The following is a 25,189-nucleotide window of genomic DNA, read 5'->3' on the forward strand; positions in this document are numbered from 1 at the left end:
GGTGCACCTTTCACATCGTTTGCTTCTTGCGAAGCTTTCCTCTTCCCGTCTAAATCACCGGCAGCCGGACCCATACCTGGAATCCTTCCGGCACATTTTTAGCCCCAACGTCCCCGTGGTGCAAGCCAATAATCTTTTTCACAATGGCAAGCCCGAGACCTGTCCCGTCGCTATGGGAAGTCGCTCCCCGGTAGAACGGCTCGAAGATGGACTGTAACTCCGCTGCGTCCAGCGGCGGAAAGGTATTGGTGAACTCGATGATGACGCCGCCGTTCTTTCTGGACGTAACATTTATCGCGCCACCGGGATCGGTGTATCTCAGAGCGTTCTCCAGGAGATTCTTGAATGCCGACCGCAGCCACTCCCTGTCGCCTGCAACCAGGACCGAGCTGTCCAGAGCCAGCGTCATGGCGATCTGCTTGGAGCGCGCAAAAGGCTTCAGAGTTCTCGCCAAGTCGTCCAGAATCTCCGCCGGCCTCACCTCGTCAGCCATCGGCAGAGGTTCCAACAGATCGACCTTGGAGAATTCGAGAATCCGTCCGATCATTTTGTCAGCCTCCTCGATGTCCTCCCACATCGTCTGCAGCATGTTGCGGGCATCCTCACTGTCCCCCCTGTCGAGCGCGTCTTTCAGGCATTCCCCCGCGATGCGGATCCGGGCCAGCGGGCTGCGCATCTCGTGGGAGACGTTTGCCATCAGTTCCTTCCCCCCCCGGACCATGGACTCCACCTTTTCGGCCATGATATTGAACGCGTTGACGAGCTCTTTGCCGACCATATGTCTCTCGCCTAGCAATTCCGCCCGGGCAGAGAGGTTTCCAGCGGCAAGGCGAAGGGCCGATTCCTCCAGACGCTCCAGCGGCTTCGTTATGTGAACGGAGCTCGGCGCGGCCATGAGCGAGAAGAACGCTCCGATGACCGCAAGCCCCGCGCCGAAAACCCGGGCGTCGGCGTTTCCGTATTTGACCACGAGGATAAACAACAGGAACACCAGCGCCATCGCCATGACGACCGCGCTTATCCAGTGCAGGATCAAAAGTCTACGCATCATGCATCCACCTCGAACATGTAACCCGAACCCCACACCGTCTTGATGCAGCGCTTCCCGCCGGACACCGCCTCCGTCTTGCTGCGCAGCTTGCTGATATGCACGTCGATACTCCGGTCGAACGCGCCGAACTCCTTGCCGCGGGCGAAGTTCAACAGCTCGTCACGGGTTAGAACCATCCCGGGGCGGGTCATCAGCGCGTCCAACAGCTTGAACTCGGTCAAGGAGAGTTCCGCCTCCGCGCCTCCAGCGGAGACTGTGCGCCTGCTGCGGTTCAACACGAAGCTTCCCGCCACGACCGTTTGCGCGAGCGCCTGCTCCCCGGCTTTCGGCAGGGACCGTCGCAGCACCGCGTTGATCCTGGCAAGAAGCTCCCGCGGGTTGAAAGGCTTCGGCAGGTAGTCGTCGGCGCCAAGCTCCAAGCCGTAGATGCGATCCTGGTCTTCGCCCTTCGCCGTCAGCATTATTACCGGAACTTCCGACACCTTGCGGATGCGTTCGAGCACCTGCAGCCCGTTCTCACCCGGCATCATGACGTCAAGAATCACCGCGGCCGGTTCATCTGCCGCAATGGATTCGCAAACCTCGCGACCGTCCCCAAACTCGCGCACCTGGAACTCGTTTTCGCTAAGGAACTTCGCCAGAAGCTTTCGCAATTTGGCGTCGTCGTCCACCAGGAAAACAAGCTTTCCGCCCCGCTGGCTCATGTACATCCTCCTCCTGCCGATATGACGGTTCTATCAGCTTTCGCCGCGACATGGCCGTTTTTTACACTTTTTTTACAACCGCCCCATATTTTTTTTACATCTTAACAGTATTGTCCCGATATCGCGAAGCTGTCGCGAAGGCAGGAATCAAAACAACGGGGAGATAAAGATGAAGATGCGGTGGAAGGGTGTTGTTGCCATAGTTGCGGTGGTGTCGGTCGGAATGCTCTCGGCATGCAAACATGGGCACCATGGGTGTGATCCGAAGATGCTGAAGGAGCACGTGGATGCCAAGCTCAAAGACATCGGGGCGAGCGGCGAACAACGGGCAAAGATCGGCGGCATCACCGACGGCATCGTTGCCGACCTACAGGAACTTCAGCAAAAGAACAAGGGGATCAGCCAGAAATTCATCGGCTGCCTCCTGCTGGACAAGCCCAACAGTCAATGGCTGCACGCGACGGTGGACGAGAAGGCGCAGGAGCTTGTCGCCTTTGCCCATCGCACCGTGGACAGGCTGATCGACGTCAGCGGCAACCTGACCCCGGAGCAGCGTGCGGAACTTAGGCAGCGTGTGGCAGAGAAAGCGAAGTAGTTATCCGAGAGCCGGAATTTTTTGGGGAGCTGTGACCACATAGCGCAGAAATGCAAAAGGAGATAGAGAATGAGTATCGAAGTGAGTGAAGAAATCATCAGCAACTTCCACCTTTTCTGGGACAACTACCCGGCACCGGTCATGCTGGTGCACAAGAGCCGTAACATCATCGCTGCCAACAAGATTGGCCAGGAGATCGGCTGCCCTGTGGGGGCAAGGTGCGTCGACATCGGCGAGAAGAAACATCATGCCTCTTGCAAGGCGAACAGGGCGCTCCAGGAGAGGACGGGGGTGCGTGATGTCGCCTACGTGGAACACCTGGGACAAGTGGTAGACGGGTACTGGATCCCGCTGGCGGGCGTGGAAGACCTCTACGTCCATTTCGGCAACGACATCACCGAGTGGGCGGCAGAGCGGTTACTCACTAAAAAAGAGGAATGCAGCGGCACCGATTGCGGTTCCTGTTCCGCGGCATAAAAAGAAGCGACGCTGCAGCAATCGCTGTAGCGTCGTGTTTACCGCTGACGGTAGACGGGAGAACGCAGATGCACAGTTGTGTGATGGATTCGGGGCTCATGGCCACTCTTGCCATAACTAACGATCATGGGAAGGCTTCCCAAGTCGTCTTGAATATCTTTTTAAATTGCAGTGGCGCAATGGTGCATCCGTCCAAAAGGTTGTCGAAATTGAGGGTAAAGCCGTCTATGTTATTCAGGTCGAACCTGAACTTGGCTTTTACAAAGAGATAATTGGAGGAGTTCTCATAAGTCATGACATCTATTGGTTTGAAGGTGTCAGTATTCGTCCTGATGTTGAGGCTTATATTCTTTGAACTTACGACCTTTGCTTTCGCCGTTTCTTTGGGGTAAAGCCACAGCCATATGGAAAACTCTTCATGCAGCTTGTCGTTGCCGCCAAGGTTGAAAATTGGGAAGATCGGCAGGATAAGCGGACCGACGGAGTAGGTGTAGTCATAAACGACTTCAGACAAGGCTTCGACGGTTATCGCTTCGCATTTGTAGGTATAAGCGGGAGGGCGGTTGCGGGACGCGCTGCTGTTGCTCTTAGTCCATTTCTCCCCATCACTCGGAGCGAGATACCCCCATTTCATCAGGGCAGAACAACCTGAGCAGGTGAGAAGGAAGATTGCTAGAAACATGGCTCCGATACTCTTCCGAAGCATACCGTCGCCCATAGATCACCTCCGCCACACAGTCTCAAAATCTAAGTAACGCCCCCCTCACTCCATTGATTGTATCCTTATGCTGGGCTGCCCTCAACAGTAACAACGAACAAAAAACTTTTGTTGGATATCGATGTGGGTTATAGTGCCCTAATTCAAACCCATCAAGTAATTATGACTGGAAGAACTTTAAGGCCAGGCATCAGTCTGTCCGGTCTGCAGTCAGCGTTAGACGGTGAGTGGAGATTCCAATGACAGGGAGTTTCAATGATTAAGTGGCTCAACAAACTGATGATGCTGATGGTCGCCCTGGTAGCGTTGGCCGGCTGTGGCGGTGGCGGCGGTGGGGGGGAAAGCTCCGGCTACACTGGAAAGACAACGGCTGCCGCCTTGACTTCAGCCAATGCATATGGAATGGCAATTCAAGTAGTAGGCGGCTTGGAAACCGCTCACGCCTTGGGCGGGGTCGCAAAAGCTGTTTCCAGCAGTCCAAAAGCCGATGAGGCCATCCCAGTTCGTCTCCTCAGCGACATAATCGAGAAAAGCGCAACCGGATGGACGGCAAAGCCAACTTTGGCTAAAACGGTCGCAGGCGCAATCAGTGGGACAGAGAGCGGTTCCTACGGTTCCTATAGCTATTCCGGCACGGCAGACCCCGCTACTGGTGAATTCGCGCTGGAGTTGATCTTCAACGAATATGCAGCAGACTACGAGTCGCCGGTAATTTCGGGGAGTGTCTCGGTCAGCGGCACAACCTCATTGGTGGATAGCAGCGTTTACGGTCTCACCATGGTGCTTCACGACTTGAAACTGGGTGCAGTTGTCCTTCGTGGTTCAGGTCCGATAATCACTGCCAACGGGAAGATTACGTTGGTAAATTCAGGCCAAAAGACCATTGAGATGTCCATGGTGTTCAGCGAAGAGGGGACTGGTACAAGCTACTGGTACAGGGATTTCGTCATTATAGACCGAACCACAACAATAACGCCGAATGGCGTCACTGGTCCCAGCATGTCCGTCAGCGGCATATTCTATCATTCGCTTCACGGCTATGTAACAGTTACCACGCCGAATGATCTTTACACCGGTTCTTATGGAAACTTTACTTCCGGCGAAATCCTGCTGAAGGGAAGCAACGAGTCCAAAGCCAGACTGTCATATACTGATCAAATGACCATAGTGGAAGTTGATTCAGAAGGAAACGGCAACTTCGTTTCCGTAAATGGTCGCGGGTCAGGCTGGTAGCGTCGCAAAGTGGATGCTCATCAGCATTGAGATTGCAACATTGCAAGCCTGACCCCGGCTTTTTACTCTACAGCTGCAAGGCTGCTTCAACGTCCTTTTCCAGGCTTTCCGGTGTGGTCGTTGGTGCATAGCGTTCCAACACCTTGCCGTGTCTGTCGACAAGGAACTTGGTGAAATTCCACTTTATGGCCTCGCTCCCGAGCAGCCCCTTCGCTGCCGTCTTCAGGTACTGAAAGATGGGAGCTGCTTCAGGACCGTTGACATCGATCTTGGCGAAAAGGGGGAAGGTAACGTCATAGGTCAGCGAGCAGAAGTTTTGTATCTCCGCAGCATCGCCTGGCTCCTGTGCGCCAAATTGATTGCATGGGAAACCGAGCACGACGAACCCCTGAGATGCGTATTTCCGGTACAGAGCTTCAAGCCCCTTGTACTGTGGGGTAAAGCCGCATTTGCTCGCCGTGTTGACGATAAGCATGACCTGACCCCGGTATTCGCCTAGAGTCTTGGTCTCTCCGTCAGCTGTCTGCACCTGTATTTCAAATATGCTCGCCATGGTGGTGCTCCTTGCCATTAGGGTGGCAGTTAACAGCAGATATTAGGATCTCGCATAGCTTCTTTCAAGGGGCAGCGCTGCGTTTTTCGCGCGCGAGAAGGAGAAACGCTTTATTTCATGGGCATCGTATCTATGCAAATGTCCAAAAGTCGAACCTGCCCCCTCGGCTCCCTCCGTCAATCTCCTTACCGGAAATAACAATTCTGCTCTCTCCGTTCGACTATCATCATAGTCATTTCAAATCCTCTCAAATGGTACGCTCCTCATCAATCTCGTACAGATCCTGTGTGGAGCGATGACCGCCGATGCAGTGGTTCGTCTGCACCATCACTTCAATTTATGACACCCCGTCACCATACCCCCTAGACTTCTGACCTAACTTCTTGGGCTGCCCAATTAGATTGCGCTACTGGCTATAAAATTTCAATTTTTTGTGTTCTCTGCATAGCGTCTAACTTTTAACAACCTTCTTGATTGCGCTTATAAAAACCTCATTTTTTGTATGTTTGATAAGCATACTTTTAAGGTTTTGCCAGTATTTAGTTTTAACTTTTCTTGCAAGTTCATTGCATATTGTATACGCAAGCTGTTCTTCAAAATTTAGCCATTTCTCACTCATTATTATGTCAGTTCTTGAGGAATTCAGATCGAGATCGCCATTTCCACATACATCCAAAACTAGTATTAGAGGAAATGGCCACGATATTTTTACATGGCTTGTTTTCATCCTCCAATAGTCAGGAAATAATGTGGTTGGAATCTCGATGCCATGTAAAGACAGTCTGGATTTAGATGTGGCAAAATGTTGTGTTGAAGTGTCTTCAATAATTTCACAGTCGTCATTTATAGAAATGGACGATGACTCCTGAACAATTTTATTTTCAGATAGTATTAATTTTTTATGCAATGAATATATATTCTCTTCTATTTGCACATGCTTAGAATTAATATTTGTCTGATATGTAGGCATTCCACCTGTTTCCAATACAGCTACAATTGCAGATCCTATAATTCCGAATTCCTTGTTGTTGACATCTATTTCGAAATTTCTAATATTGTCATTGTGATCCCATGAATAGTCCTTTAGCGAAGATGCAGTCACCAAAGCAAAGCTAGATTCATCTCTGACCTTTTGATGTGATGAGGTTTTGATCGTTATTTTGAATGGAGGGTTTGGAATTACGGTTTCTACTGATTTTATGAATTTTTCTTCCGTCATCTGTTCCCAAGGATTCTTTGACTTTCTTAGAATGAGCTTTGTGGTAGTACCAGGTGTTTCTCTTTGGCCTGATTGTATCCAAAAAATGCTTTCCTGCCCTTCAATTGTGACACTCAGTGGATCGCTTGATTTATGTGCAGCATAAAGTCGTCTGGTATCAACCAAGACAGTATCTGCAACCATGAAACAAGAAAGTATTCCGATTCCAAATCTTGAGGTTGGTGTGAACTCCGCATTGGACTCTGACTTTAAAGTGTAAAAATCTATTGACTTGTAGAACTATGAACCAATTTTTGAGTAGTAGTTGTCGATTATATACTGGTCCATACCAGTACCATTATCATTAATCTCTAGGTAATTTTCATTATTAATAGTGTAGTAGCTTACCTCTATTTCTGGTTTATACGTATTACCCCATTTTTTTTCTTGTGCATCCCGTAGAAGGCAGGCGTCAATTGAATTTTGCAGCAACTCTCTTAAGGCTACCTCTGGATTTCCGTATAGTTTGGTGCCCATCAATAAGTCTATAACTTGGCTCTTACTAAGATTGAATTGGGTCTGTTTGTACATATATAAGGGCTTATTATATATGTCTTTTTTTGTTTCGATTTTTTGACGGTTGACCTTGTATGGAATTTTTATACTTATATTTCTAGACGCATTTACAGAGTAGTTGTTGAGGGTAGAAATTATATTGTTACAAAGGCTTAGTTCAAGATCTATTAAGTCACAAAAGTCATGGATCGATGCTTCGATAGCAGGGTGAGTACACTTTGCACTAAACTGAATTATGTCAGGACTAATTTCCCAAGCTTCAACTGCTCTGTGCTTGTTCCACTCTTTGATTGAAACTGGATGTCTAACGTAAAGATGTGAGTATAAAACAGAAGGCGTCCTTTTCCCATCAAAATCGAGAATGTCAGCGAGCCGCAAAATAACACCTACTAGTGGTAAACACGCAAAAGTATCTGGGCCACAAAGATAATTTTTATCAAGAGAAAGCACACCTAACGCGTCTTCGTTGTGGCTGTAACATAATTGGGCGAATTCGACTGTTAGATCGGCGTCCCTATATAAAATTTTATTATTCCATTCTTTTGCAATGATTTCTCTAGCTCTTTCTGCATGACCTTGTCGTATGTATTCAGTGATCAAATAAGCTTTGACTGTATCTGCCGCTGTGTTTTTTCCTTGAGAGATGAGATCCTCTATAACTATCTTTTGCTCTGGCCTTGCAGAGTAAAACCTCAAAAAGTCATCATAATGTTTTTCTTCAGCAGGGTCTAATACAGGTGATTTATCCCATACCTTTTTCCATGAAACAACTTCATGCTCATCTGGCGACATCCCTATATCATGAAAGCAAGCAGTTAGAGTCAGCAACATTAACTCTGGAATTGAGAGTTTCTCAACATTATTACATGTCAGTAACCTTTCCATAAGATTGTATACTCTAAACAGGTGATCTCCGTCATGTAGAGTAAACTCGCCCATGTGCTTGATAATAGTTTTAGTTCGTTGGTATGCCCAATGAACTGCTTCATTTACTAAAGATAAAACCGGTGATCCAATAACCACATCTTTTTCGCATTTTTGTTTCAATGTTTTATAAATCAAACTCGATTCAAGTCTTAATTGTGTCTCGGCCTTCCAATCATCGCCCATACATAGTCCTCTCTTATCTTAATTGTCAGTTTATTACTTTTACCGCTAGGGTACCGCTAGCCGCTAGGCCGCTAGGGGGACACGTATAAGATTATAAGTTTCTGCTCAATACCCTTTGAAGATCCCAACCCTTTTCTTCGGCCAACTTTTCACCACGTGACACAGCTTGGGCAACAGCAGGCTGAGATAGCTGTAGCAACCGCGCTAAAGCCACTTCTGTCATACCTATCTCACGGACTGCCCAATAGCATAACAAACCGCGCGCCTGGACATGCTGGCGCTGCTTGCCGGCTGCACAAACGTCCTTTGCTTCCATTCCAAGAACACCTGCTACTAAAGTGATCAGTTTGTCGATATCAATTCTCTCTCGGCGGTATCTAGTCTTTTTTTCGAGTTCGTCCTCTGATGATTGCAGAACAGATCGAACAAAGTCACTATCTCCGAGGATTCGTTCATCGCTTTCGAAGAACATTTCGGCGTCTCTGGCTGAACGTAAGTCACGCCATCCGCCGACGCTTCTCCTTAAGCCGCCACCCGTCAAATCCGGGCGACGTCCCATAGCAACGCCATCAAATATGAAACTCTTATACGCTTTGCGGCTGTCTCCCAGCTTGTTTCCAAACCGCTGCAATACATCCGCTACAGGCATCCATGATTCAAGATCCGGGTTGCAACCGAGCATGCAACCATGACCGCAGTACCGGAACTCCGATAATGCCTCAAAGGTGGGGACAAGGCCTGCACGTAACGGGTTGAGGTGGATGTATCTCACCAGTTCCAGCAAGTAGACCTCTTCCTGGCACAGTATCGACTTGTATCGGTTCTGAAACAGATGCCCGCTACGACGATGGCGTAAGTTGAAAGTAGTAGCGTAGCCTCCCAGTAATCTCTGCATTAAGCAAGAAATGGGATATTTCCTGTCTGTAGCAGTAGATGGATGTGATTCGGTATCGATGCCCATGCAAAGCATCTGGTAGAGTAGGTGGTCGTAAGCTCGATGAGCCGGGAGACGAAAGCGTCTCTGTCCACGTCATCGGAGAAAATATCTCTACGTTCGATGCCACGGCAAATGATGTGATGCAAACACCCAGGAATATCGAGCCGTCCCTGTCGAGGCATATTATCTCCTGGAACTTATAATCTTATACGTGTCCCCTTATGTGTTTGAAATCTCACCGTTAACTTCGATCCTCTGAAGTAGTTGTAAAAAATCCTCAGGCGCGTCCTTGTCGAGTCCTAACGCAATATTCCATATTCCCTTTTGCTTTAACGTTAATCCGTAATTTACTATCAAACTCCTGTCAAATCCGCCCCTCAATTCGTTAGTAGTTTGTCGTGCCGCAGGCGGTCGTGACAAAATTTTGTGGTAAATTCTTTCGTCTGCATGAATAACCTTGCTCGAAAATACAGTATTACTTTGCTTAATACCTCTCTTCTCGTAGCATCCGTGCGATCGGTTTGCCGAACTATTCACGAGGGCAACAAGAACGTAGTTGATATTCATCTTGCCTGCGAGAGTTCGGGCAAGGACATGATCTACATCACGCATGGGTGGAATTCCGCCAAAACGTAATTTAGCAACCTTTCGGTAATATGGGTATAAAGGCCTTACATATAAAAAGTAGCAACCAGCAATATCCAAGGTAAATACATCCTTTATTTGGTATTTTCCGATTTTATAAGCAACGCCTTTAGTTGCTGTTTGAATCGACGAGATGGATAATCCACCAACAATTATTTCATGCGGTTGTAACCCTGAAGCACGTTGGCCAATTCCCCGCAGACTGTCAGGATGAATGTGTTTGGTTAGGTCAACTACTTGTGACATGGTCATTTCCTCTCAAACAGCGCCTCTGGCTTAGCCTGCGCGTCAGTGTTTGCACTTTGGCAAGATCTCCTCAAGCCAACTGAGGTCATTGTCTAACATCTTTCTCAGCAGGATAATTTGTTACTGGGGGACGTCGGTATTATTTTCACTTTTGCTCTACCCGCCCCGCCGAATGTATGTATCAACGATGTCCCCCCTACCTCTGGGGTGGTGGCATAGAAATCATTTCGTGAACTTCTTTCCTCAACATTTCAACTGCTACGTCTAGAGCATCATATAACTCAGTCGCTTTTTCTCTAGCTGTTTTGGTGCAGACTGGTTCCTGTTGCTTGGAATCCCAATAAAACTCGAAGTGGCCATCAGAACAAGCACTTATTGCTCCTCTGACTCGTTTGAGAATTTCATCTGATAATGTTGATTGATATTCACAAAGAAAGTCATTGAGCGCCTTCTCGTGAGAAGAAAACCCTGATGCTATTATTTCGCAGGCATCATCCCAGTCCATATCAGGGTGGGATCGCCTTGGGATAATATCACGGAGGATTTTATACAGACTTTTTGATGCATCAAGCTTGTATTGGAAAACTTTTTCAGAGTTTTTCAAAAGAAATTTATGATCCTCAAGCTGCTTTTTGTAAACACTGCCAACAGACTCTTTTATTCCAGTTTCTAAAAAAATCTTTAGTACAAAAGACATCGTTAGCCCTGTAAAGCCCCCAACGCCTAATGCTGTCATTGCGATTTCATATATACCCATAGGTTCTCCCCGTACCAATACAGTTGTTCGTTTTTGTGGCGTAGTAATGTGTGTGACACTGGGTGACGTTTAACTTTTGCTCTACTTGCCCCGCCGAATGTAAATATGTCAACAACTTCCCAACTGCCTCCTTTACTCTTGCTTTTATTATTCCGGATTTGCCGAGATATTTGTTAGATTGTCCGCGGTTTATCAAGAATAAAGACCTGTCCCCATCCCGCGTGTGTCAAATTGATTCAACTTCAACAATGGTACCGTTAGCGATTAACCCTATTCTGTTACCTGAAAATTCTGTGTAATCCAAGTCGATAGCGATAACCGCATTCCCGCCTCTTTCAAAGGCAGCATACTTTAGTTTATCAAGAGCTGTACGCTTTGCTTTTTGTAGTTTCTGCTCGAAGGCTGTTGACCTAGCACCGAAAAAGTCCGCAACATCACCTCCGAATTCACTGAACATCCCTGTGCCCGCAACAATTTCTACACTTTCGATGTCGATGTAACGCTTCACTACATAACCATCTAAATGGTTTGTTGTAGTGATTATAATTGCAGAGATAGCTTTAGTGACATATTCAGTGGCACACGAGGAACAATAGTCGTTACGCTTTATCTCTTGAAAGCTGATTCCTCTCAGGAATCCTGCCTCATCTCCACACATACAACATTTTTTAGCCATCTCTACGACTCCTTTGTTGGGGTAACTGTCTTGGAAAAGTAGGGGACGCCCATGAAATTATGCGTTACCCATTACCGTATCACGGAAGAAACGCATGAATCTTTGGCGTATTCAAGCACGTCCTTTCCGCCCCACATAGATTTTCCCTCTTACTTTAGGTTGATACTTTAAACAATGCCTGTTTGAGCCACCCATATCCGCTTACCAGAACAATGCCTGCAAGAACAAGTATCGCTCCGACCAAGAAGCTAAGTTCGATGGGTTCATTAAGCAACACCGCCCCAAATGTTACCCCAAAGAGCGGTGTCATAAACGAAAAGACTCCCAGTCTCGATGCCAGGTAATGACGCAAGAGCCAAAACCAGACCAGGAGACTGGCAAAAGACATGATAACGGACTGGAATAAAAGACTACCCCAAGCCAACGGAGTCGGATTGAATCTAGTCTGGCCAAGACCTATCGCCGCCAACATTAGTAAAGTAAAAGCACCAATCAATTGATAAAGCAAAGTTTGGCTTACCGGAGATTTAGCAAGGATGGAACAGCGAATCACCACCGTCGTTGCTCCCCATGAAACTGCCGCAAGAACGGCAAGAAAGTCCCCGAACATCATCTTTGACAGCGATGGGCTCGCCCCTTGGGGGCTGCGCCAGAAAAACGCTATGAAGATGCCGGCGAACGCCAGCAATATTCCAGCCCATTGCAGTGAATGCAGCCGCTCTGCCGGTAGTTTCCAATGGAGGCCAAGGCCCGCAAAAATAGGGGCGGTGTACAGAAAGACAACCGAGTGCGAGGCCGTCGTATAGCGTAACCCTTCGCCCAGAAGCAAATATTCAAGCGCAAACAGAAAACCCACCAGCAGGCCGGCGCGCCAAGTACCGTCATTGAAAGAAATCCGCTCCCCCCGAAAGAGCATCAACAGCCATACTAAAATTGCAGCTATTCCCGAACGCAATGCGACCAACATGATCGGCGTAACGTCCGGTGCAGCCGCCTTGAATACGACCTGTTGCAACCCCCAGACCACACACAGAACAACCATCAGCCCCATTGCTTTACCGTCTATTGCCTTGCGAGAATCCATTTACTTCCTCAACCCCTTCAGTTCATCAGTTCTTCAAATGTAAATTGCTTTGGCAACAGAGCAAAGGGGACGTTCCCTTCAGCCCAAAACGAGTTCACCGCGCCTTCTGCTCTCTGAATCAGTCTTCACCATACGTAAACAGAGGTGGGGGAGGGGCGCGTAGTTAGTTGTCATTGCATATTGGCTACGCCTCTCTCGTTTTCCTGATTTTAGAGCGATTCGCCATGAGGCGGGTACAAAACTCTTCTTCGGTTAAAACTGTTTTCCTGGGATCATGCACCCCAATGCTGTGAGTTAGAACTTCATCCCCGGTAGCCAAAAGATCGTCGGCAAACCCAGCTGACAACAAGGCTGCTTCATATAATCTGTCGAGTAGTTGCTGATATTCCGGCGACAAACGATCATACGACTTGCCTTGCCACCACAGAGTCTGACTGCTTTGCCATGCTTCGTTTCTTGTTTGGCCAATAGCCTTGGCTTCTTGGCCTGACATCATACAGATCCGCTTTTGCATTTCAGGGTCCTCAAACTTAAATGCCTGAAGCGGTCCCTCTAGACAGGCACATTCAATATTATCTAAGACAAAAACACGTGGCGTAAAATTTGACAGTTTTCCGCCCAAGCCCGTTGTGTAGCCACCTACATCCATAAAGCACCTCATAGTTCCTGATCTAAGGGATCTAAGCGGACGTTGTTGAGATTTTGATTTTCGTAAAGGTCAGATCGAATCTCAAAAAAACAAGGGAGTTCCCTACGCCCTATATCTGGCTGGGCTTGTCATCATGGTGACAAGTGCAGGTGGGGCTGTAGGAGCCGTCGCAACAGACGGCCCTGCCGTCGGAACAGCCGCAGACACCGCCGTGCCAGGAACAGCAGCCGCGCCGACCAAGTTCGTCCTTTTCGGACGAGGTGGCCTTGCAAAGCTCGTACTTTGCGGGCGAAGGCGCCAAGATGGATTGGGGGTTCTCAGGTGCGGTAAGCACAGAAGGCAAATCCGCAGCGAAGGCGGTACCGGCGGAGAGAATGACAGCGACGGTGAGCAGAGCCACTTTTCCCATTTGTTCCTCCTCAATGAGTCACACCAACTGTCATAGCTGGTTGCTATGACAATTAGGACAATATAACCCAGCTGCCAGTACAATAAAAGTTTTTTATGCGTCGGTTAATTATTGGGTGTTGTTGACCACGTTGACATACGGTCTGGTGATCGCATTGCTTTTTATGGAAGTTGCGCGAGCTCTATGACTCCCTGAACTCACACCAAAACCGAGCAACGAAGTCAAAAGCAGGAGCTGTCGTGCAGACGTAACAGGTTGTCATGCGGAGTTAGGCGTGATCAATGTAAATGTACCTGTGTCTATATAATGGTTAAATCTAATTAATATTAAAATGTTAGCATGGTCAAACGTCTTTTTTGTATATGTCTATATTGAACGTCATTGTGTTGAAATCATTGGAGGGGAATCATGTCTGAAAGATCAACAAAGTTTTGCACTGACTGTGGTGCTGAGATTAGCGTGAGGGCTGAGATATGCCCGAAGTGTGGTGTAAGGCAGATGTCATGCCTGGCAAACGGCACCAGCAAGAAAATTACTGCGGGAATTTTGGCCCTTTTTCTGGGTGGGTTTGGTGTTCATCACTTTTACCTGAAGCACGTGGGGAGAGGGTTCCTCTACCTGATCTTCTGCTGGACCTTTATCCCTGCGATCGTGTCGTTCATCGAAGCTATCATCTATCTGACCACCTCCGACGAAGAATTCAGTCGTAAATACGAATAAAGGAGACCTTATGTTTGGATTTGGCTTGCCGGAGTTGATTGTTCTGCTTTTTACCCTCACCCCTCTTGTTCTTTGGGTTGTTGCCTTGGTAGATATCATCAGGTCTGAGTTCTCAGGGAATAACAAGATCATCTGGATTCTGGTCGTTGTGCTCCTTCCTCTTCTAGGGGCAATTCTTTACTTCTTCGTCGGCAGGAAGCAAAAGGTGACGTCTGCTTTTGATTCTGTCACAGCTTCTGGCAGAAGATTTTGTAGCGATTGCGGTGAAGAGGTGAATCCTCGAGCCGAAATTTGCCCCAACTGTGGGGTAAGGCACGGTTCGCAAAGACGGTGATAAGCGTGTTGTTATGCCAAAGAAGAAAAGCGGAGTTCTTCAGCTTTAAAAGTCTTATCTGTCCACGACGTAAAGGAGGCAAGTCCAGATGGATGTAAAAATAAAGTTTTGCAGTGATTGTGGTGCACAGATCTCCCTCAAAACAGAGATCTGCCCTCATTGCGGCGTCAGACAGATACATAAGAGCAACAAGATTTTAAAAGTTTGTCTAATCGCGATCTGCGGCGTCCTTCTTCTCGGTATGTCTGCTGTACTTATCACGTTCTTTACCATTTCCGGAGAAGAAAAGACCAAGCGAGTTCCTCTGGATGAAAAGCATATGCCTGCTTACGAATTGTTCAAAAAGACGCAGAGTAAGATGGAAGTGGACAAGGGGTGTCCCACCTGCCACTTCGAACCAGGCGGAGTTCCCTTCCCGCCCAAACATCCAAAAGCTGGCGACGGACCGAGGCGATGTCTATTCTGCCACAAACTGAAGCTGGTCTGATCTGCCTGTTCCACTCCCTGCAGTAACACCTATTAAAACAGCACACAGGCGGTGCTGCATATTCCGGATACTCCGCGCGGCTGAAGGTGAGACTGGGAAAGAAGGAGGAGGGGACGGATGGCGGAGGGGGGAGATTACCCCAAAGGTGATCTCCGCTTTCCTAAAATCAAGGGTGGGAGAGGGGAGGGACCGCAACCTGAGTCAGATACGCAATGTCGTCCTCGTTGCCGCCACAGGTGGAGAAACCGCTAACGTGGAACTCCATTGTTGCGTGACCGGTGACAGGTTTGTTTATCACCCCTGTCCCAGTCAAAGTGCCGCTGCAGCTTTCTCTCGTTAGCGCGATGTTAACATCAATATTGTTGCCACTTATAGTGCCAGCTATGTCACCGAATGCGCCGGTCGACGCAAAATAATTACCCGATAAAGATGCACCGCTCTGATTAAGGGTGATCGACACGCTAGAGGAAGACGTTTCAGGTACTGGGCTATTGGCCTGATTAACGCTTGGGATAAACCCATTCCATACTCCCGTCGCATTTACTGACGGAGGTACTGCTTCCTGTGTTGCTCCGCCATCACCGCCGCCACATCCCGCCAGCGAAAGAAGAAGTCCAGCAACTATCAACCATTTCATAGCATTTCCACCTGTCTTTGTGCCATTCACCTATTTGTGCTCTGGTGGTTTAGAACTCTGCAGCAACTACCAATAAACATGAAGGTCGGGCCTTTACTCTTACGGATCGGTGGCGTACAGGCTTGGCCCGTTAAGGCTTTTCCGCAACAACAAAAACATGCTTTTCAGGAAACTGGTCCAACTCCAGGTGCATTACGGTCAGTCCGTTCTCTATCAGGGCTGCAAGATTGTCATTTATACCAATCGAGCTGTAGTAGAATTCGTCCTCCTGCCACACATCGGTATGCTCACCGGTTGCATTGCCGAAGGTGTACATCAGGACGCCGCCTTTTTCGAGTAGAGAACAGAGCTTGTCGATGACCGGCCGGTGCATTTTTAACGGCAGATGAAAGATGCTGTCCCAGGCGATGATTAGGTCGAACTTTTCGTCGGCTTCCCACGTGCAGATGTCCGCCACCTGGAAGGAACCGTTCGGATGGTTCTCCATCGCCAGAGCTATCATCCTTTCGGAAACATCCAGCCCCGTCACGGCAAATCCGTGCTCTTCCAGCTCACGGATGATCCTCCCACCTGCACCACAGCCAACATCGAGTGCGGACCTGCCGCCTGGTACGAACTTGAGTGCCAGATCAAGCTGTTTCAATCCGTATCGAGAATCCCGGTGGTTCTCGTGCCACCACTGGGCGATCCTGTCGTATTTTTTGCCGAGCTCTTTGGGGTTCACTTTAGCTCCCTTGGAAGCGCGAAGGGTAGTTAGGGCCTGGAGACCTTCATGGGACGGTCCCATGCGCCTTATACCATAAATCTTTAATGATTAGAAATGAGAAATGGAGCTGAGCTTGGTGGACCGGCGCGGACGCGCTCCGCGGACGATGAAGATCGTCAGCGGTATGCAAGTATTCTTGAGCTGTGCTTGTATAAATTTTAAAGGCATAAGATTCAATCATATCAAATGCATGTGTAGGGGCTTTGGTATGCTTGTGGTGGAAAAACCCTATGTTTGAGCAGGAGTTAGATATCAAGCTGTCAGCCCCCTTGTCGATACATTCTCAATACCAAGACGTCGTCGTACATGTTCAAAAGAACGTGCGGCGATAAACAACTGCCGAAACTGCGGTGTAACCAAAGGAACAGGAGGCAACATGAGGTGGGCTGATATTAAAATGATGGGAAAGCTGCTTACTCTGGCGTCGTTTGGGACCATTGCCCTGGTGGCCGTCGGGGTGATGGGTATCGCGAACTTGACTCACTCCAATAATGATGTCCACAGCTTAACTTTGAACGTTCGCGAGGTGACGATATACAGTGAACTGAAAGAGCGGTTACTCATGGCCCGCCTTGATGTTACTTACATGATGGCTCTTGAAGACAACGAGAAACTGAACGAAAAGTACAAGGATTACCAAGCCCAGATCGGCAAGATCCGTGAACTCGTGAATAAAATGAAGCAGATGGGATTGGATGATAAAGAGAGAAAATATCTTGTGAGTTTTGCTGAGGGGTGCGATGCGTATGATGCGCAGGGCCTAAAGCTTGCCAACATGATACTTGAAGCCCGCAAGGCGGGCGATCGAGCTGCCATCTCGGAGGCGATAAATTTCGGCTCGTCGCAGGTCGCACCGCTTTACCAGAAGCCGGCTGAGGCCATCACCGAACTCTATAAAAAAGGGGTCGAGGACAGCGATGCCATCTCAAACGAGGCCGACAGGTCGACACAAAAGGAAATATTCGTCTTCATAACGGTCATCATCCTTGCGGTCTTGGGATCGATCGTCATTGCAACGGTAATCGCTCGAGGAATATCCAATACCCTGAAAGAGGTGTTCGATACCATGGCCCGCATTGCAGACGGTGATCTCCTCGCACGCTCCACCATACTTTCCAAAGATGAAATGGGGATGTTGGGGAGCGAGATGAACACCATGGCCGAAAAGTTGACGGGAATCATCAGAAGGCTTGCGGGCAACAGCATGTCGGTCTCGTCGGCCGCGGTGCAGATGAACGCGACCGCGGAGCAGATGGCGACGAGTACCGAGGAACTCGCCTGTCAGGCAACCACCATCGCCACCTCCTGCGAAGAGATGGCCGCGACCTCCTCCGACATCGCCCGCAACTGCCACATGGCGGCGAACGATTCGGCGCGCGCAAACGAGGCCGCGGTGGATGGGACCAAGGTGGTCGAGCAGACGGTCAACGTCATGGAGCGCATAGCGGTGAAAGTGAGATCCACCGCCGAGACGGTCGAAACTCTCGGTGCACGCTCGGATCAGATCGGCCAGATCATCGGAACCATAGAGGATATCGCGGACCAGACAAACCTCCTCGCGCTCAACGCGGCAATCGAGGCGGCAAGGGCAGGTGAACAGGGGCGCGGTTTCGCTGTGGTTGCCGACGAGGTGCGTGCACTGGCAGAACGAACTACCCGTGCGACCAGGGAGATCGGGGAGATGATCCAGTCGATCCAGGTCGAGACTAAAAACGCGGTCGCGGCGATGAACGAGGGGGTGCGCGATGTCGAGCAGGGAACCATCGAGGCCTCGAGATCGGGCCAGGCTCTGGAGCACATTCTTCAGCAGATCGTCAGCGTGACCAGCCAGGTCAACCAGATAGCGGTCGCCGCGGAAGAACAGACCGCGGTAACCATCGAGATAAACAACAACATCCAGCAAATAACCGAGGTGGCAAACCTGACGTCCAAGTCATCGCACGATGAGGCTTCGGCGGCGCACCAGCTCGCACAGCTAGCCGATGACCTGAAGAGCATGGTGGAGGAATTCAAGTACGCCTGAGTGTATTGACGGTGACGACACCGGATGCCCGGGCGAGGCCTGCAACGCTCAACTTCGCAAGCCTCGTCCCCGCTTTCCACCGTCCCGGCGCCCTGGAGCGTTGGGCGTGGCTGCGGGACTTTCAAATCGCTTTTGCCCGCGTTGAAATCGGTCTCCCGAGTTTCAAATCGTCCTCTTGTGATTTGAAATCATCTTTTTGAAAAACAAACGCGGTCTCCCGCGTTTGTTTTCATTTTTTGTCGCGAAAACTTTTTTTCCTGAAAAACAAAATGGGCTTCCGCGTTTTAAAATCGTCTTTTTGAAAGACAAACGGGGCTTCCCGCGTTTATTTTCATTTTTCATCGCGAAAACATTTTTTACCGAAAAACAAAACGAGCTTCCCCGTTTTGAAATCGTCTTGGGCGCGATTTAAACACGCCTTCCGAAGTTTAAACGACGGTCGAGGTGTTTGTTTTTATTTTTCTGCGCTTCATTTCTCGTTTTTGAAATTCAAACCTCTTTTCTCTCGTTTGAACTCGTCTTCCCTTCGTTTGAAATAAATTTTTGGATTTTGAACGCGCGCTTCCGGCGTTTGTCGCGCTTCTGACCCGTTTCGTTTTTTATCCGGGCCTTTCAACGCGTCTTGGTGATCTTTATCCTCGACGGGCGGCCTGAACTGCGGTCCGAAAGCCGGGGCGCTGACTTGAAGCCGGGGGCCGGCATCGGTGATGAGGCTGGACGCTGATTTGAGGTGGGAGGTGCGGCTTGGGCCTGCCGGTTTGCCGGCAGGCCCAAGCGTGGGGGCAGGGGAGTGGGCTACAGGACGATGATCGATACGGGCTGCGACCATTTGCCGGGACCTTCGGGACCGTCGGTCCTCAGACGGACGTAATACCTGTTGGCCGGTTCCAGATTTCTGAGAATGATCCTGGTGCAGGTCTTGTGATGGCCGCCGGGGTTGAACCAGCTCTCCTCGGAGACCGGTTCTCCCTTGCAGATGTTGATCAGGTACGGCCCACCGTTCCTTGCGTGGGTTCCAAGGATAATGATGGCACCTGACTCGTTCTTCAGGTGTCGCAACTCCGCCAGGATCTCCGCTGCCTTGTGGGGGGTGGGTTTACGGAGAATCTTCTGGTGCGCTTCCTTGAGCGGCAGGTTCAGCTCGTGCATGATGGTCGGGTCCTGCTTGTAGATGGCGATGGTCTTCATGTAGCTGACGGAGGAGCACATGTCGAGTTCGGAAAGGTCCCTTGCCGCCTGGCGCTGCTCCTGTAAGAGGGAATCCCCACGGTCCGCTCCGATGCTCAGTTGCTTCATGGTCGTGATGTGCTCCCTGTAGCGCTGGGGTGGAACGATGTGCTCGGGGCGGTTCTGGTTATACAGTTCGCTGACATCCAGGGCGTCGGCAAAACCGTTCAAAACCATGTAGTATTCGGGGTAACTCAGCTTACGGAAATTTGTTTCCACTAGATCGTACCGATCGGGCATGGTGACCTCCTTGCTGAATGTTGGTATGCTTTAAGATAACAGAGGCCGCGCAGCTGTCAATTGCCGGAAGGGGGCTCGGTTTTTTGCACGTCATTTCAAGCAAGTGAGGCTACGAGGCGTCCGGTTTTGGGCCCCCCTTACAAGCAAAAGGCTCCGGTTGGCACTTCTACCTGCGCTTAGCGCCTGCGGCCGCAGGCTGCTAACGGTGGATAAAAGGTGCCAACCGAAGCCTTCATGAAGGTTAGACTGGTATTGTTACCCGCGGTTCCGTGCGCCCGGATCAGTGGGCGACTTGTAGGGACGCGCGCGCCAGGGGTACAACTGCTTTCAGTGCGGCCTGCCGAGCACGGCCTGCTGATAGCGGGCAAGCAAGTCGGGGTCGTCGATGGAGCCGTGGTGATGGACTTGTCGCCACTGGCCGTTGATCAATTTGAAGATCCTGCTGGTCCGGATCCGCATCTCGAGGACGGTGTCGGCGGTCTTCAATGCGCCGCGCTCTCTGCCAACTACGTAAAAGAGCTCGCCCGTAGCGTGGAGCGTGTAATCGTAAAACTCGAAGTGATATTCTGAAGCGCTCCCGAAGAGCCGCTCGTAGACGGTCCTGATCTCGTCCCACCCTCGCTTGATGCCGCCAAGTGGATTGTCCATGGCGGCTTCGTCGTTTTGCGCCCAATTCTCTGACATCAGTTCCATGTCCCTGCTGTTTAGGGCCTCGTAAAACTGGGATAGCGCCCTCAGCATCGGTGACATCTTTTCCTTACTCTCCCTGCCGGTAACTGGAACTGTTTCGATTTTCATGGTGTCCCTCCTTCAGCGCCACCACGTGGTTCTCACGTTTCTGTCCAGCATATCACATCGCTACTTTTTGAAGGAGTCCGTCCGGAATCATAGGATGTTGACGGCTCGCGCTGCAAGTAAGGCGATCACGAGCAGGGAGATCATCGACTGCAGCATCATCAAGACTTTTGCCCAGCGTGACAGGACCGGAACATCGGTTGGTGAGAAGGCTGTGGAGGTGTTAAAGGCCAGGAAGAGGTAATCCACAAAATTGGGCACCCACTCGGTGAAGCCGGCGGCGTGTTTTCTCTCGGGAGGCAATGTCATTTGCGGAAAGAGAAACGCCCCCTTGGAGTGATCAGGGCGCCTGGCGCGTTTGTGCGGGCCGCCGGCATCGAGCCTCCAGTACCAAGAGGCGAAAACGAGGATGTTGGAGACCCAAAGCGCCGCAGCGGACTGCAGCAGTTGCCGTGGTTGTTCCAGGTGAAGGGGGAGGGCTCTTATCAGCAAGGCAAGCGAGATGATCATGGTGGTTGTCACCACGCCGTTCAAGACGAAACCGATCAACTGGTTAGTCTCGTGAGCTCCCTTGTAATGCGTGACGACAAGCGGCACGGCGAGTACTGAGACGATGGCCAACAGGAGCCAGCGCGGACCGCCAAGAAGCAAGGAGGACGGCAATGCCGCGTACAGGCCGCCAAGCGCCACCAGCGCGAATAGTGACGGCCAGCGGGAGGTTACTGGCTTTGCCGCACTTCCAAGGGGTTCGTTTGCTATGGTCATTGGTACCTCTTTATCCCGATGATTTTAGCAATCTAGATTAAAGATGTCTGTTGAGCAAGGGGAAATCCCCCTCCGCAGAACGCCTGCTGGCGCAGGCTGCTTCGGGGGACGTGCAACTACGGTAGATCAATACGCGCCATCCGTAGCCTTGGCGAAGGCTAAAAGTGCTTGTGACGGAAGGCCAGGCCGGAACCGGATTTTAAATACTTCTCGAAGGCAGCGGCTTTGGCTTCGTCGGCGAAGGCATGATATGTAACTATCCTCCAGGGGCGGTGCTTGGAGGTGTGGGGGGATTGTCCGGCATTGTGGGAGATTAGCCGCGCTTCTACGTCTCTGGTGAGGCCGACGTAGTGCTGGTCGGGATGGGGGATGCTTTGGAGATGGTAGACGTATTTCATTTGGGACTCCCTGGCGGTGGTCCCGGGAAGTTTACTTGGAATCTTGGTGGGGGCAAGAGGGGGGCAGGGGCTGTCTAACTGCTACAAACAAAGGCGCCGGGCGTTAAACCACGCCCGGGTGTTGGAATGACGGTTGTTGGAACGAGTTGGAGTCCCCCTTCGTTAAACGCCTGCCCCCCGTAGTTGCCTGGCTTTGCCAGGCGTTTAACGAAGGGGGGGCGGCAACTACGGGGGACAACCTCCGCCAAAAGCGAAAGGCTCCGGGCGGCTCTGTCGAGCCAACCGGAGCCTTTGGCGGAGGTTGGTGGAGGTGGCGGGAATCGAACCCGCGTCCGAGAATCGTACACAAAAGGCGTCTACATGCTTGTACCTGTTTTTGAGTTTAGCCCCTCAAGACTCCACTGGCCGGGATTCTTGAGTCGCGATTCCGCTTGATTTCGCCGCAGGGCCACGGACTCTCCCTGAAACTATCCCACTGAATGACGTTCTATCCTTCCACGTGGGAGATGGTAGGTAGAACGTTAGCAGGTTATTAAGCTGCTAAAGCGTAATCGTAATTGTCGGCGCTTAAATGCGTCCCGGATTGTTTAACGAGCCACCCGGACCTCGGCATGCAGCCTTTGCTTATTACCCCCGTCGAAACCTTTACACCCCCTTAAAACTTGAAAAACGTTCTACGTTCTATGTTCTACGTTCTACGTTGAAACCTCAGTGCTCTGACCTCGCCGGAACTGCAGGAACTTCTACATCACTCGACTGATGCTACGTCCTCCGCTTATGACGTAGAACATAGAACTTAGAACGTAGAACCTGCAGTTAGTCCCTGTCCCTAGCCCCGCGGTTTCTTTCTTTCATGGCCACCACGACGTCGCGCTGCATGTCTTTTTGCTTCATGACTTCACGCTTGTCGTAGTTCTTCTTGCCCTTCGCAAGCCCCAGCTCGGTCTTCACCTTGCCGTCCTTGAAATAGACCCTGAGCGGAACCAGCGTGTAGCCTTGCTCCCTGATCTTGGAAAAGAGCTTCACTATCTCTTTCTTGTGCAGCAGAAGCTTCCTCATACGGTCCGGATCGTGGTTCTCACGGTTGCCGAAATCGTACGGGTTGATGTGGAAGTTGTGCAGGAAGGCTTCCCCGTTCTTCACCATCGCAAAGGAGTCGTTCAGGTTGGCCTTGCCGTTGCGCAGAGACTTTACCTCGGTCCCCTGCAACACCATGCCGGCCTCATAACGCTCTTCGATGAAGTAATCATGGAACGCCTTCTTGTTGTTGCAAATCAGCTTCTCACCCATAGCGAGTCATCCTACCAGATTAGCCCGTAAAAGGACAGGGGGAAAAACAGGGTGAAAGTCTTCAGCCGATAGGGTGTCTTGGTTACCGTTTTCCGATGGGACTTCCTTCCAAGTACAGGGTGTCCGCACTAAGGTCGGCCTCGTTGTCCCACTCGACGAAGTAGCCGCCGTTACGAACTGTTTTGAAGATGGCCAGATCCTCGAGGTCCCTGAACGCTTCTTTTCGCAGCAGAGGCCTCACATCGTACCTGCGTTCCTCACCGTTGGCGAAACTGACGTCTAGTGTCCAATCGTCATTCGCTCGTATAGTGTTAATGGTTCTCATCACTCAAGTCCTTTTATCTTGAAGACGGTTTCACCTTCTACAGCTAATTGCCAATCAGCCAGTAGCTCGTCCTTGTGGATCTCTATCCATGCCTCCACAAGTTTTCGTTTTGGAGGCGGTAACGAGCCCTCAAGTATGATGGCATCTGCGATGGCAAAAACAGCTATGTTACCCTGATATTCCGCATGCAGATGCGGAAGGTTGTGCTGCTGGTTGTCCCGGTAGAACATCCTGATTATTATTCCGAAGAACATCGAGATAGTAGGCATTCTATCCTCCGGCGCTTCAGGGCACTTGCAGGATATCAGATTGACTGGCCAAAGGTACCCTTATATTTTAAAGATGTCAAAGCAGGTGCTGAGGCGGCGACAAGGGCTTCGATTGAGCAATTTCGGTCAGGATTTATCTCTCGCTCCCGGATAGGATGGCTTACGAATTGAGACGGGACGGTGAACGGATGGATAAGGCACGGACATATGAACAGCGCTTTGACAGGGTCTTCCGCTATATCGAGCGGCACCTGGATGAACCGTTGACGGTGGAGAGGCTTAGCCGGGTGGCACACTTCTCCAAATTCCACTTCCACAGGCAGTTCTCGCTCTACGCGGGAATCGGGGTCTTCGCCTACATCCGGCTCCTGCGCTTGAAACACGCTTCCTACCGGCTCTTGTACCGCCAGGAGGAGCGGGTCATCGACATCGCGCTGGACGCCGGATTCGAGAGCCCCGAGGCGTTTGCCCGCGCCTTCAGGCAGATGTTCGGACAGTCTCCTTCCCAATTCAGAAAATCACCCAAGTGGCGGCCCTGGAAGGAGCGCTTCCGGCTGCCGCCCAGCGAAAGGAGAAATGAGATGGATGTGAAAATCGTGGAGTTCCCCGAGACGCGGGTCGCGGTACTTGCCCACCGTGGGGCACCGGAGCAGCTGGACGAGTCGGCGCTCAGGTTCATCGAGTGGCGCAAGCAAAGCGGACTGTCGCCGGTGAAACTGTCGCTTACCTTCGGCGTCGCTTACGACGACCCGGAGGTTACCGAGCCGGAGCGCTTCCGCTTCGACATCTGCGGCGAGGTGACGCAAACGGTGCCGGAGAACCCGCAGGGTGTGGTGAACGGGGTCATTCCCGGCGGCCGCTGCGCGGTGGTGCGCCACTTGGGGTCGCATGACGAGATCGGCCGCAGCGTTTACCCGCTGTACCGGGAATGGCTGCCCAAAAGCGGCGAGGAGCTCAGGGATTTCCCGCTCTTCTTCCATTATCTGAACCTGATGCCGGACGTCCCCGCACACGAACTGGTGACGGACGTCTATTTGCCGCTCAAGTAGCGACGTTCCGTAAAATGCTCAGGCCCCGGTCCGCTTCCAGCGCGGCCCGGGGCCTTTGTTTTTGCTGCTGCACGAGCATGGATGTATCTAGTGGTTTACTTATTAATCGAAATAGTGTATACGCAATCGGCATAGCGTGAGGGAAGTGCTCCTGCTGATCCGCCGAAGGCCGTTCCCGCCCGCAAGGAAGCGATGTTATTTCATCGGCCCGATCGGGCCTGCGGTTCAGCGGCCGCCGACTGCAGT

The 25,189-nt window shown here is 50.7% G+C and carries 33 protein-coding genes and 1 other RNA gene; 9 read left to right on the forward strand and 25 right to left on the reverse strand.

Annotated features, from left to right (window positions below; genetic code table 11):
- Positions 1–49: 49 nt before the first annotated feature.
- Together E4633_RS13845 and E4633_RS13850 are read right to left on the reverse strand one after the other, a co-directional pair.
- A complete protein-coding gene (locus E4633_RS13845; RefSeq protein ID WP_162604997.1) occupies positions 50–1,048 on the reverse strand; it encodes a HAMP domain-containing sensor histidine kinase in 999 nt (332 codons plus the stop codon).
- The gene (locus tag E4633_RS13850; RefSeq protein ID WP_135870985.1) at positions 1,048–1,755 is read right to left on the reverse strand and encodes a response regulator; all 708 of its coding nucleotides are present in this window, start codon (positions 1,753–1,755) and stop codon (positions 1,048–1,050) included. Before E4633_RS13850 ends, E4633_RS13845 begins: the two co-directional genes overlap by 1 nt.
- Before the next feature lie 169 nt (positions 1,756–1,924).
- Here E4633_RS13850 and E4633_RS13855 point away from each other — a divergent pair, with 169 nt between their 5' ends.
- Together E4633_RS13855 and E4633_RS13860 are read left to right on the forward strand one after the other, a co-directional pair.
- Positions 1,925–2,350 carry a hypothetical protein gene (locus tag E4633_RS13855; RefSeq protein WP_135870987.1) on the forward strand — a complete coding sequence of 142 codons (426 nt, stop codon included), beginning with the start codon at positions 1,925–1,927 and terminating at the stop codon, positions 2,348–2,350.
- A 69-nt stretch (positions 2,351–2,419) separates the two neighbouring features.
- The gene (locus E4633_RS13860) at positions 2,420–2,827 is read left to right on the forward strand and encodes a hypothetical protein (RefSeq protein WP_135870989.1); all 408 of its coding nucleotides are present in this window, start codon (positions 2,420–2,422) and stop codon (positions 2,825–2,827) included.
- A 124-nt stretch (positions 2,828–2,951) separates the two neighbouring features.
- Here E4633_RS13860 and E4633_RS13865 read toward each other — a convergent pair whose 3' ends face one another.
- Positions 2,952–3,545 carry a hypothetical protein gene (locus E4633_RS13865; RefSeq protein WP_135870991.1) on the reverse strand — a complete coding sequence of 198 codons (594 nt, stop codon included), beginning with the start codon at positions 3,543–3,545 and terminating at the stop codon, positions 2,952–2,954.
- A 255-nt stretch (positions 3,546–3,800) separates the two neighbouring features.
- Here E4633_RS13865 and E4633_RS13870 point away from each other — a divergent pair, with 255 nt between their 5' ends.
- A complete protein-coding gene (locus E4633_RS13870) occupies positions 3,801–4,778 on the forward strand; it encodes a hypothetical protein (protein WP_135870992.1) in 978 nt (325 codons plus the stop codon).
- A 67-nt stretch (positions 4,779–4,845) separates the two neighbouring features.
- On the opposite strand, the gene E4633_RS13875 is transcribed toward E4633_RS13870, so the two are convergent.
- The 11 genes from E4633_RS13875 to E4633_RS13915 all read right to left on the reverse strand — a co-directional run bounded on the left by E4633_RS13875 (position 4,846) and on the right by E4633_RS13915 (position 13,618).
- On the reverse strand, positions 4,846–5,331 hold the full coding sequence (locus E4633_RS13875; RefSeq protein ID WP_135870994.1) for a glutathione peroxidase: 486 nt from the start codon (positions 5,329–5,331) through the stop codon (positions 4,846–4,848).
- Between the two features lie 451 nt (positions 5,332–5,782).
- Positions 5,783–6,733 carry a hypothetical protein gene (locus E4633_RS20615; protein ID WP_198419442.1) on the reverse strand — a complete coding sequence of 317 codons (951 nt, stop codon included), beginning with the start codon at positions 6,731–6,733 and terminating at the stop codon, positions 5,783–5,785.
- Between the two features lie 96 nt (positions 6,734–6,829).
- On the reverse strand, positions 6,830–8,215 hold the full coding sequence (locus E4633_RS20620) for an HD domain-containing protein (protein WP_198419443.1): 1,386 nt from the start codon (positions 8,213–8,215) through the stop codon (positions 6,830–6,832).
- A 91-nt stretch (positions 8,216–8,306) separates the two neighbouring features.
- Complete coding sequence (locus E4633_RS13885) at positions 8,307–8,999, reverse strand: hypothetical protein (RefSeq protein ID WP_246038129.1); 693 nt, start codon at positions 8,997–8,999, stop codon at positions 8,307–8,309.
- A 110-nt stretch (positions 9,000–9,109) separates the two neighbouring features.
- Positions 9,110–9,334: a transposase gene (locus E4633_RS20995; RefSeq protein WP_246038131.1), complete on the reverse strand. Its 225-nt coding sequence runs from the start codon at positions 9,332–9,334 to the stop codon at positions 9,110–9,112.
- A 37-nt stretch (positions 9,335–9,371) separates the two neighbouring features.
- Positions 9,372–10,043: a hypothetical protein gene (locus E4633_RS13890; protein ID WP_135870996.1), complete on the reverse strand. Its 672-nt coding sequence runs from the start codon at positions 10,041–10,043 to the stop codon at positions 9,372–9,374.
- Positions 10,044–10,239: 196 nt separating this feature from the next.
- On the reverse strand, positions 10,240–10,800 hold the full coding sequence (locus tag E4633_RS13895) for a hypothetical protein (protein ID WP_135870998.1): 561 nt from the start codon (positions 10,798–10,800) through the stop codon (positions 10,240–10,242).
- Positions 10,801–11,026: 226 nt separating this feature from the next.
- The gene (locus tag E4633_RS13900) at positions 11,027–11,476 is read right to left on the reverse strand and encodes a YbjQ family protein (protein WP_135871000.1); all 450 of its coding nucleotides are present in this window, start codon (positions 11,474–11,476) and stop codon (positions 11,027–11,029) included.
- A gap of 154 nt (positions 11,477–11,630) precedes the next feature.
- Positions 11,631–12,560 (reverse strand): DMT family transporter, encoded by a 930-nt coding sequence (locus tag E4633_RS13905; RefSeq protein ID WP_135871002.1) that lies wholly within the window; start codon positions 12,558–12,560, stop codon positions 11,631–11,633.
- Between the two features lie 184 nt (positions 12,561–12,744).
- Positions 12,745–13,209, reverse strand: coding sequence for an NADAR family protein (locus tag E4633_RS13910; RefSeq protein WP_135871004.1), 465 nt, complete (start codon positions 13,207–13,209; stop codon positions 12,745–12,747).
- Positions 13,210–13,318: 109 nt separating this feature from the next.
- Positions 13,319–13,618, reverse strand: a complete 300-nt coding sequence (locus E4633_RS13915) for a hypothetical protein (RefSeq protein ID WP_135871006.1) — start codon at positions 13,616–13,618, stop codon at positions 13,319–13,321.
- 408 nt (positions 13,619–14,026) lie between these two features.
- Between E4633_RS13915 and E4633_RS13920 the strand changes: the two genes are divergently transcribed.
- From E4633_RS13920 to E4633_RS20785, 3 genes are all read left to right on the forward strand, one after another.
- Complete coding sequence (locus E4633_RS13920) at positions 14,027–14,338, forward strand: TM2 domain-containing protein (RefSeq protein ID WP_135871009.1); 312 nt, start codon at positions 14,027–14,029, stop codon at positions 14,336–14,338.
- A 10-nt stretch (positions 14,339–14,348) separates the two neighbouring features.
- The gene (locus E4633_RS13925; protein WP_135871011.1) at positions 14,349–14,672 is read left to right on the forward strand and encodes a PLDc N-terminal domain-containing protein; all 324 of its coding nucleotides are present in this window, start codon (positions 14,349–14,351) and stop codon (positions 14,670–14,672) included.
- Between the two features lie 88 nt (positions 14,673–14,760).
- On the forward strand, positions 14,761–15,159 hold the full coding sequence (locus tag E4633_RS20785; RefSeq protein ID WP_246038135.1) for a toprim domain-containing protein: 399 nt from the start codon (positions 14,761–14,763) through the stop codon (positions 15,157–15,159).
- Between the two features lie 166 nt (positions 15,160–15,325).
- On the opposite strand, the gene E4633_RS13940 is transcribed toward E4633_RS20785, so the two are convergent.
- Complete coding sequence (locus E4633_RS13940; protein ID WP_135871013.1) at positions 15,326–15,796, reverse strand: hypothetical protein; 471 nt, start codon at positions 15,794–15,796, stop codon at positions 15,326–15,328.
- Between the two features lie 130 nt (positions 15,797–15,926).
- Entirely contained in the window at positions 15,927–16,520 is a 594-nt protein-coding gene (locus tag E4633_RS13945) for a class I SAM-dependent methyltransferase (RefSeq protein WP_135871015.1), read from the reverse strand.
- 442 nt (positions 16,521–16,962) lie between these two features.
- Here E4633_RS13945 and E4633_RS13950 point away from each other — a divergent pair, with 442 nt between their 5' ends.
- Both E4633_RS13950 and E4633_RS13955 read left to right on the forward strand, forming a co-directional pair.
- Positions 16,963–18,585, forward strand: a complete 1,623-nt coding sequence (locus tag E4633_RS13950) for a methyl-accepting chemotaxis protein (RefSeq protein WP_246038177.1) — start codon at positions 16,963–16,965, stop codon at positions 18,583–18,585.
- 196 nt (positions 18,586–18,781) lie between these two features.
- The gene (locus tag E4633_RS13955) at positions 18,782–18,997 is read left to right on the forward strand and encodes a hypothetical protein (RefSeq protein ID WP_135871019.1); all 216 of its coding nucleotides are present in this window, start codon (positions 18,782–18,784) and stop codon (positions 18,995–18,997) included.
- 57 nt (positions 18,998–19,054) lie between these two features.
- Here the strand turns inward: E4633_RS13955 and E4633_RS13960 are convergent, their stop codons facing one another.
- From E4633_RS13960 to E4633_RS14000, 9 genes are all read right to left on the reverse strand, one after another.
- Complete coding sequence (locus E4633_RS13960; protein ID WP_135871021.1) at positions 19,055–19,414, reverse strand: hypothetical protein; 360 nt, start codon at positions 19,412–19,414, stop codon at positions 19,055–19,057.
- A complete protein-coding gene (locus tag E4633_RS13965; protein WP_135871023.1) occupies positions 19,381–20,052 on the reverse strand; it encodes a fibronectin type III domain-containing protein in 672 nt (223 codons plus the stop codon). The genes E4633_RS13960 and E4633_RS13965 overlap by 34 nt, the downstream gene beginning before the upstream one ends.
- 327 nt (positions 20,053–20,379) lie before the next feature.
- Positions 20,380–20,850, reverse strand: coding sequence for a YybH family protein (locus E4633_RS13970; protein ID WP_135871025.1), 471 nt, complete (start codon positions 20,848–20,850; stop codon positions 20,380–20,382).
- Between the two features lie 87 nt (positions 20,851–20,937).
- Positions 20,938–21,612: a hypothetical protein gene (locus tag E4633_RS13975; protein WP_246038136.1), complete on the reverse strand. Its 675-nt coding sequence runs from the start codon at positions 21,610–21,612 to the stop codon at positions 20,938–20,940.
- A 158-nt stretch (positions 21,613–21,770) separates the two neighbouring features.
- A complete protein-coding gene (locus E4633_RS13980; protein WP_135871027.1) occupies positions 21,771–22,010 on the reverse strand; it encodes a GIY-YIG nuclease family protein in 240 nt (79 codons plus the stop codon).
- Between the two features lie 302 nt (positions 22,011–22,312).
- Positions 22,313–22,665: a transfer-messenger RNA gene (ssrA, locus tag E4633_RS13985) on the reverse strand.
- A gap of 161 nt (positions 22,666–22,826) precedes the next feature.
- A complete protein-coding gene (gene smpB, locus E4633_RS13990; protein ID WP_135871028.1) occupies positions 22,827–23,300 on the reverse strand; it encodes an SsrA-binding protein SmpB in 474 nt (157 codons plus the stop codon).
- 82 nt (positions 23,301–23,382) lie between these two features.
- Positions 23,383–23,625, reverse strand: coding sequence for a DUF2442 domain-containing protein (locus E4633_RS13995; RefSeq protein ID WP_135871030.1), 243 nt, complete (start codon positions 23,623–23,625; stop codon positions 23,383–23,385).
- Positions 23,625–23,894: a DUF4160 domain-containing protein gene (locus E4633_RS14000; RefSeq protein WP_198419444.1), complete on the reverse strand. Its 270-nt coding sequence runs from the start codon at positions 23,892–23,894 to the stop codon at positions 23,625–23,627. Before E4633_RS14000 ends, E4633_RS13995 begins: the two co-directional genes overlap by 1 nt.
- 188 nt (positions 23,895–24,082) lie before the next feature.
- Here E4633_RS14000 and E4633_RS14005 point away from each other — a divergent pair, with 188 nt between their 5' ends.
- A complete protein-coding gene (locus E4633_RS14005) occupies positions 24,083–24,943 on the forward strand; it encodes an AraC family transcriptional regulator (RefSeq protein ID WP_135871032.1) in 861 nt (286 codons plus the stop codon).
- Positions 24,944–25,189: the final 246 nt, after the last annotated feature.

This window comes from Geomonas terrae, from assembly GCF_004791675.1.
GTDB lineage: Bacteria > Desulfobacterota > Desulfuromonadia > Geobacterales > Geobacteraceae > Geomonas > Geomonas edaphica.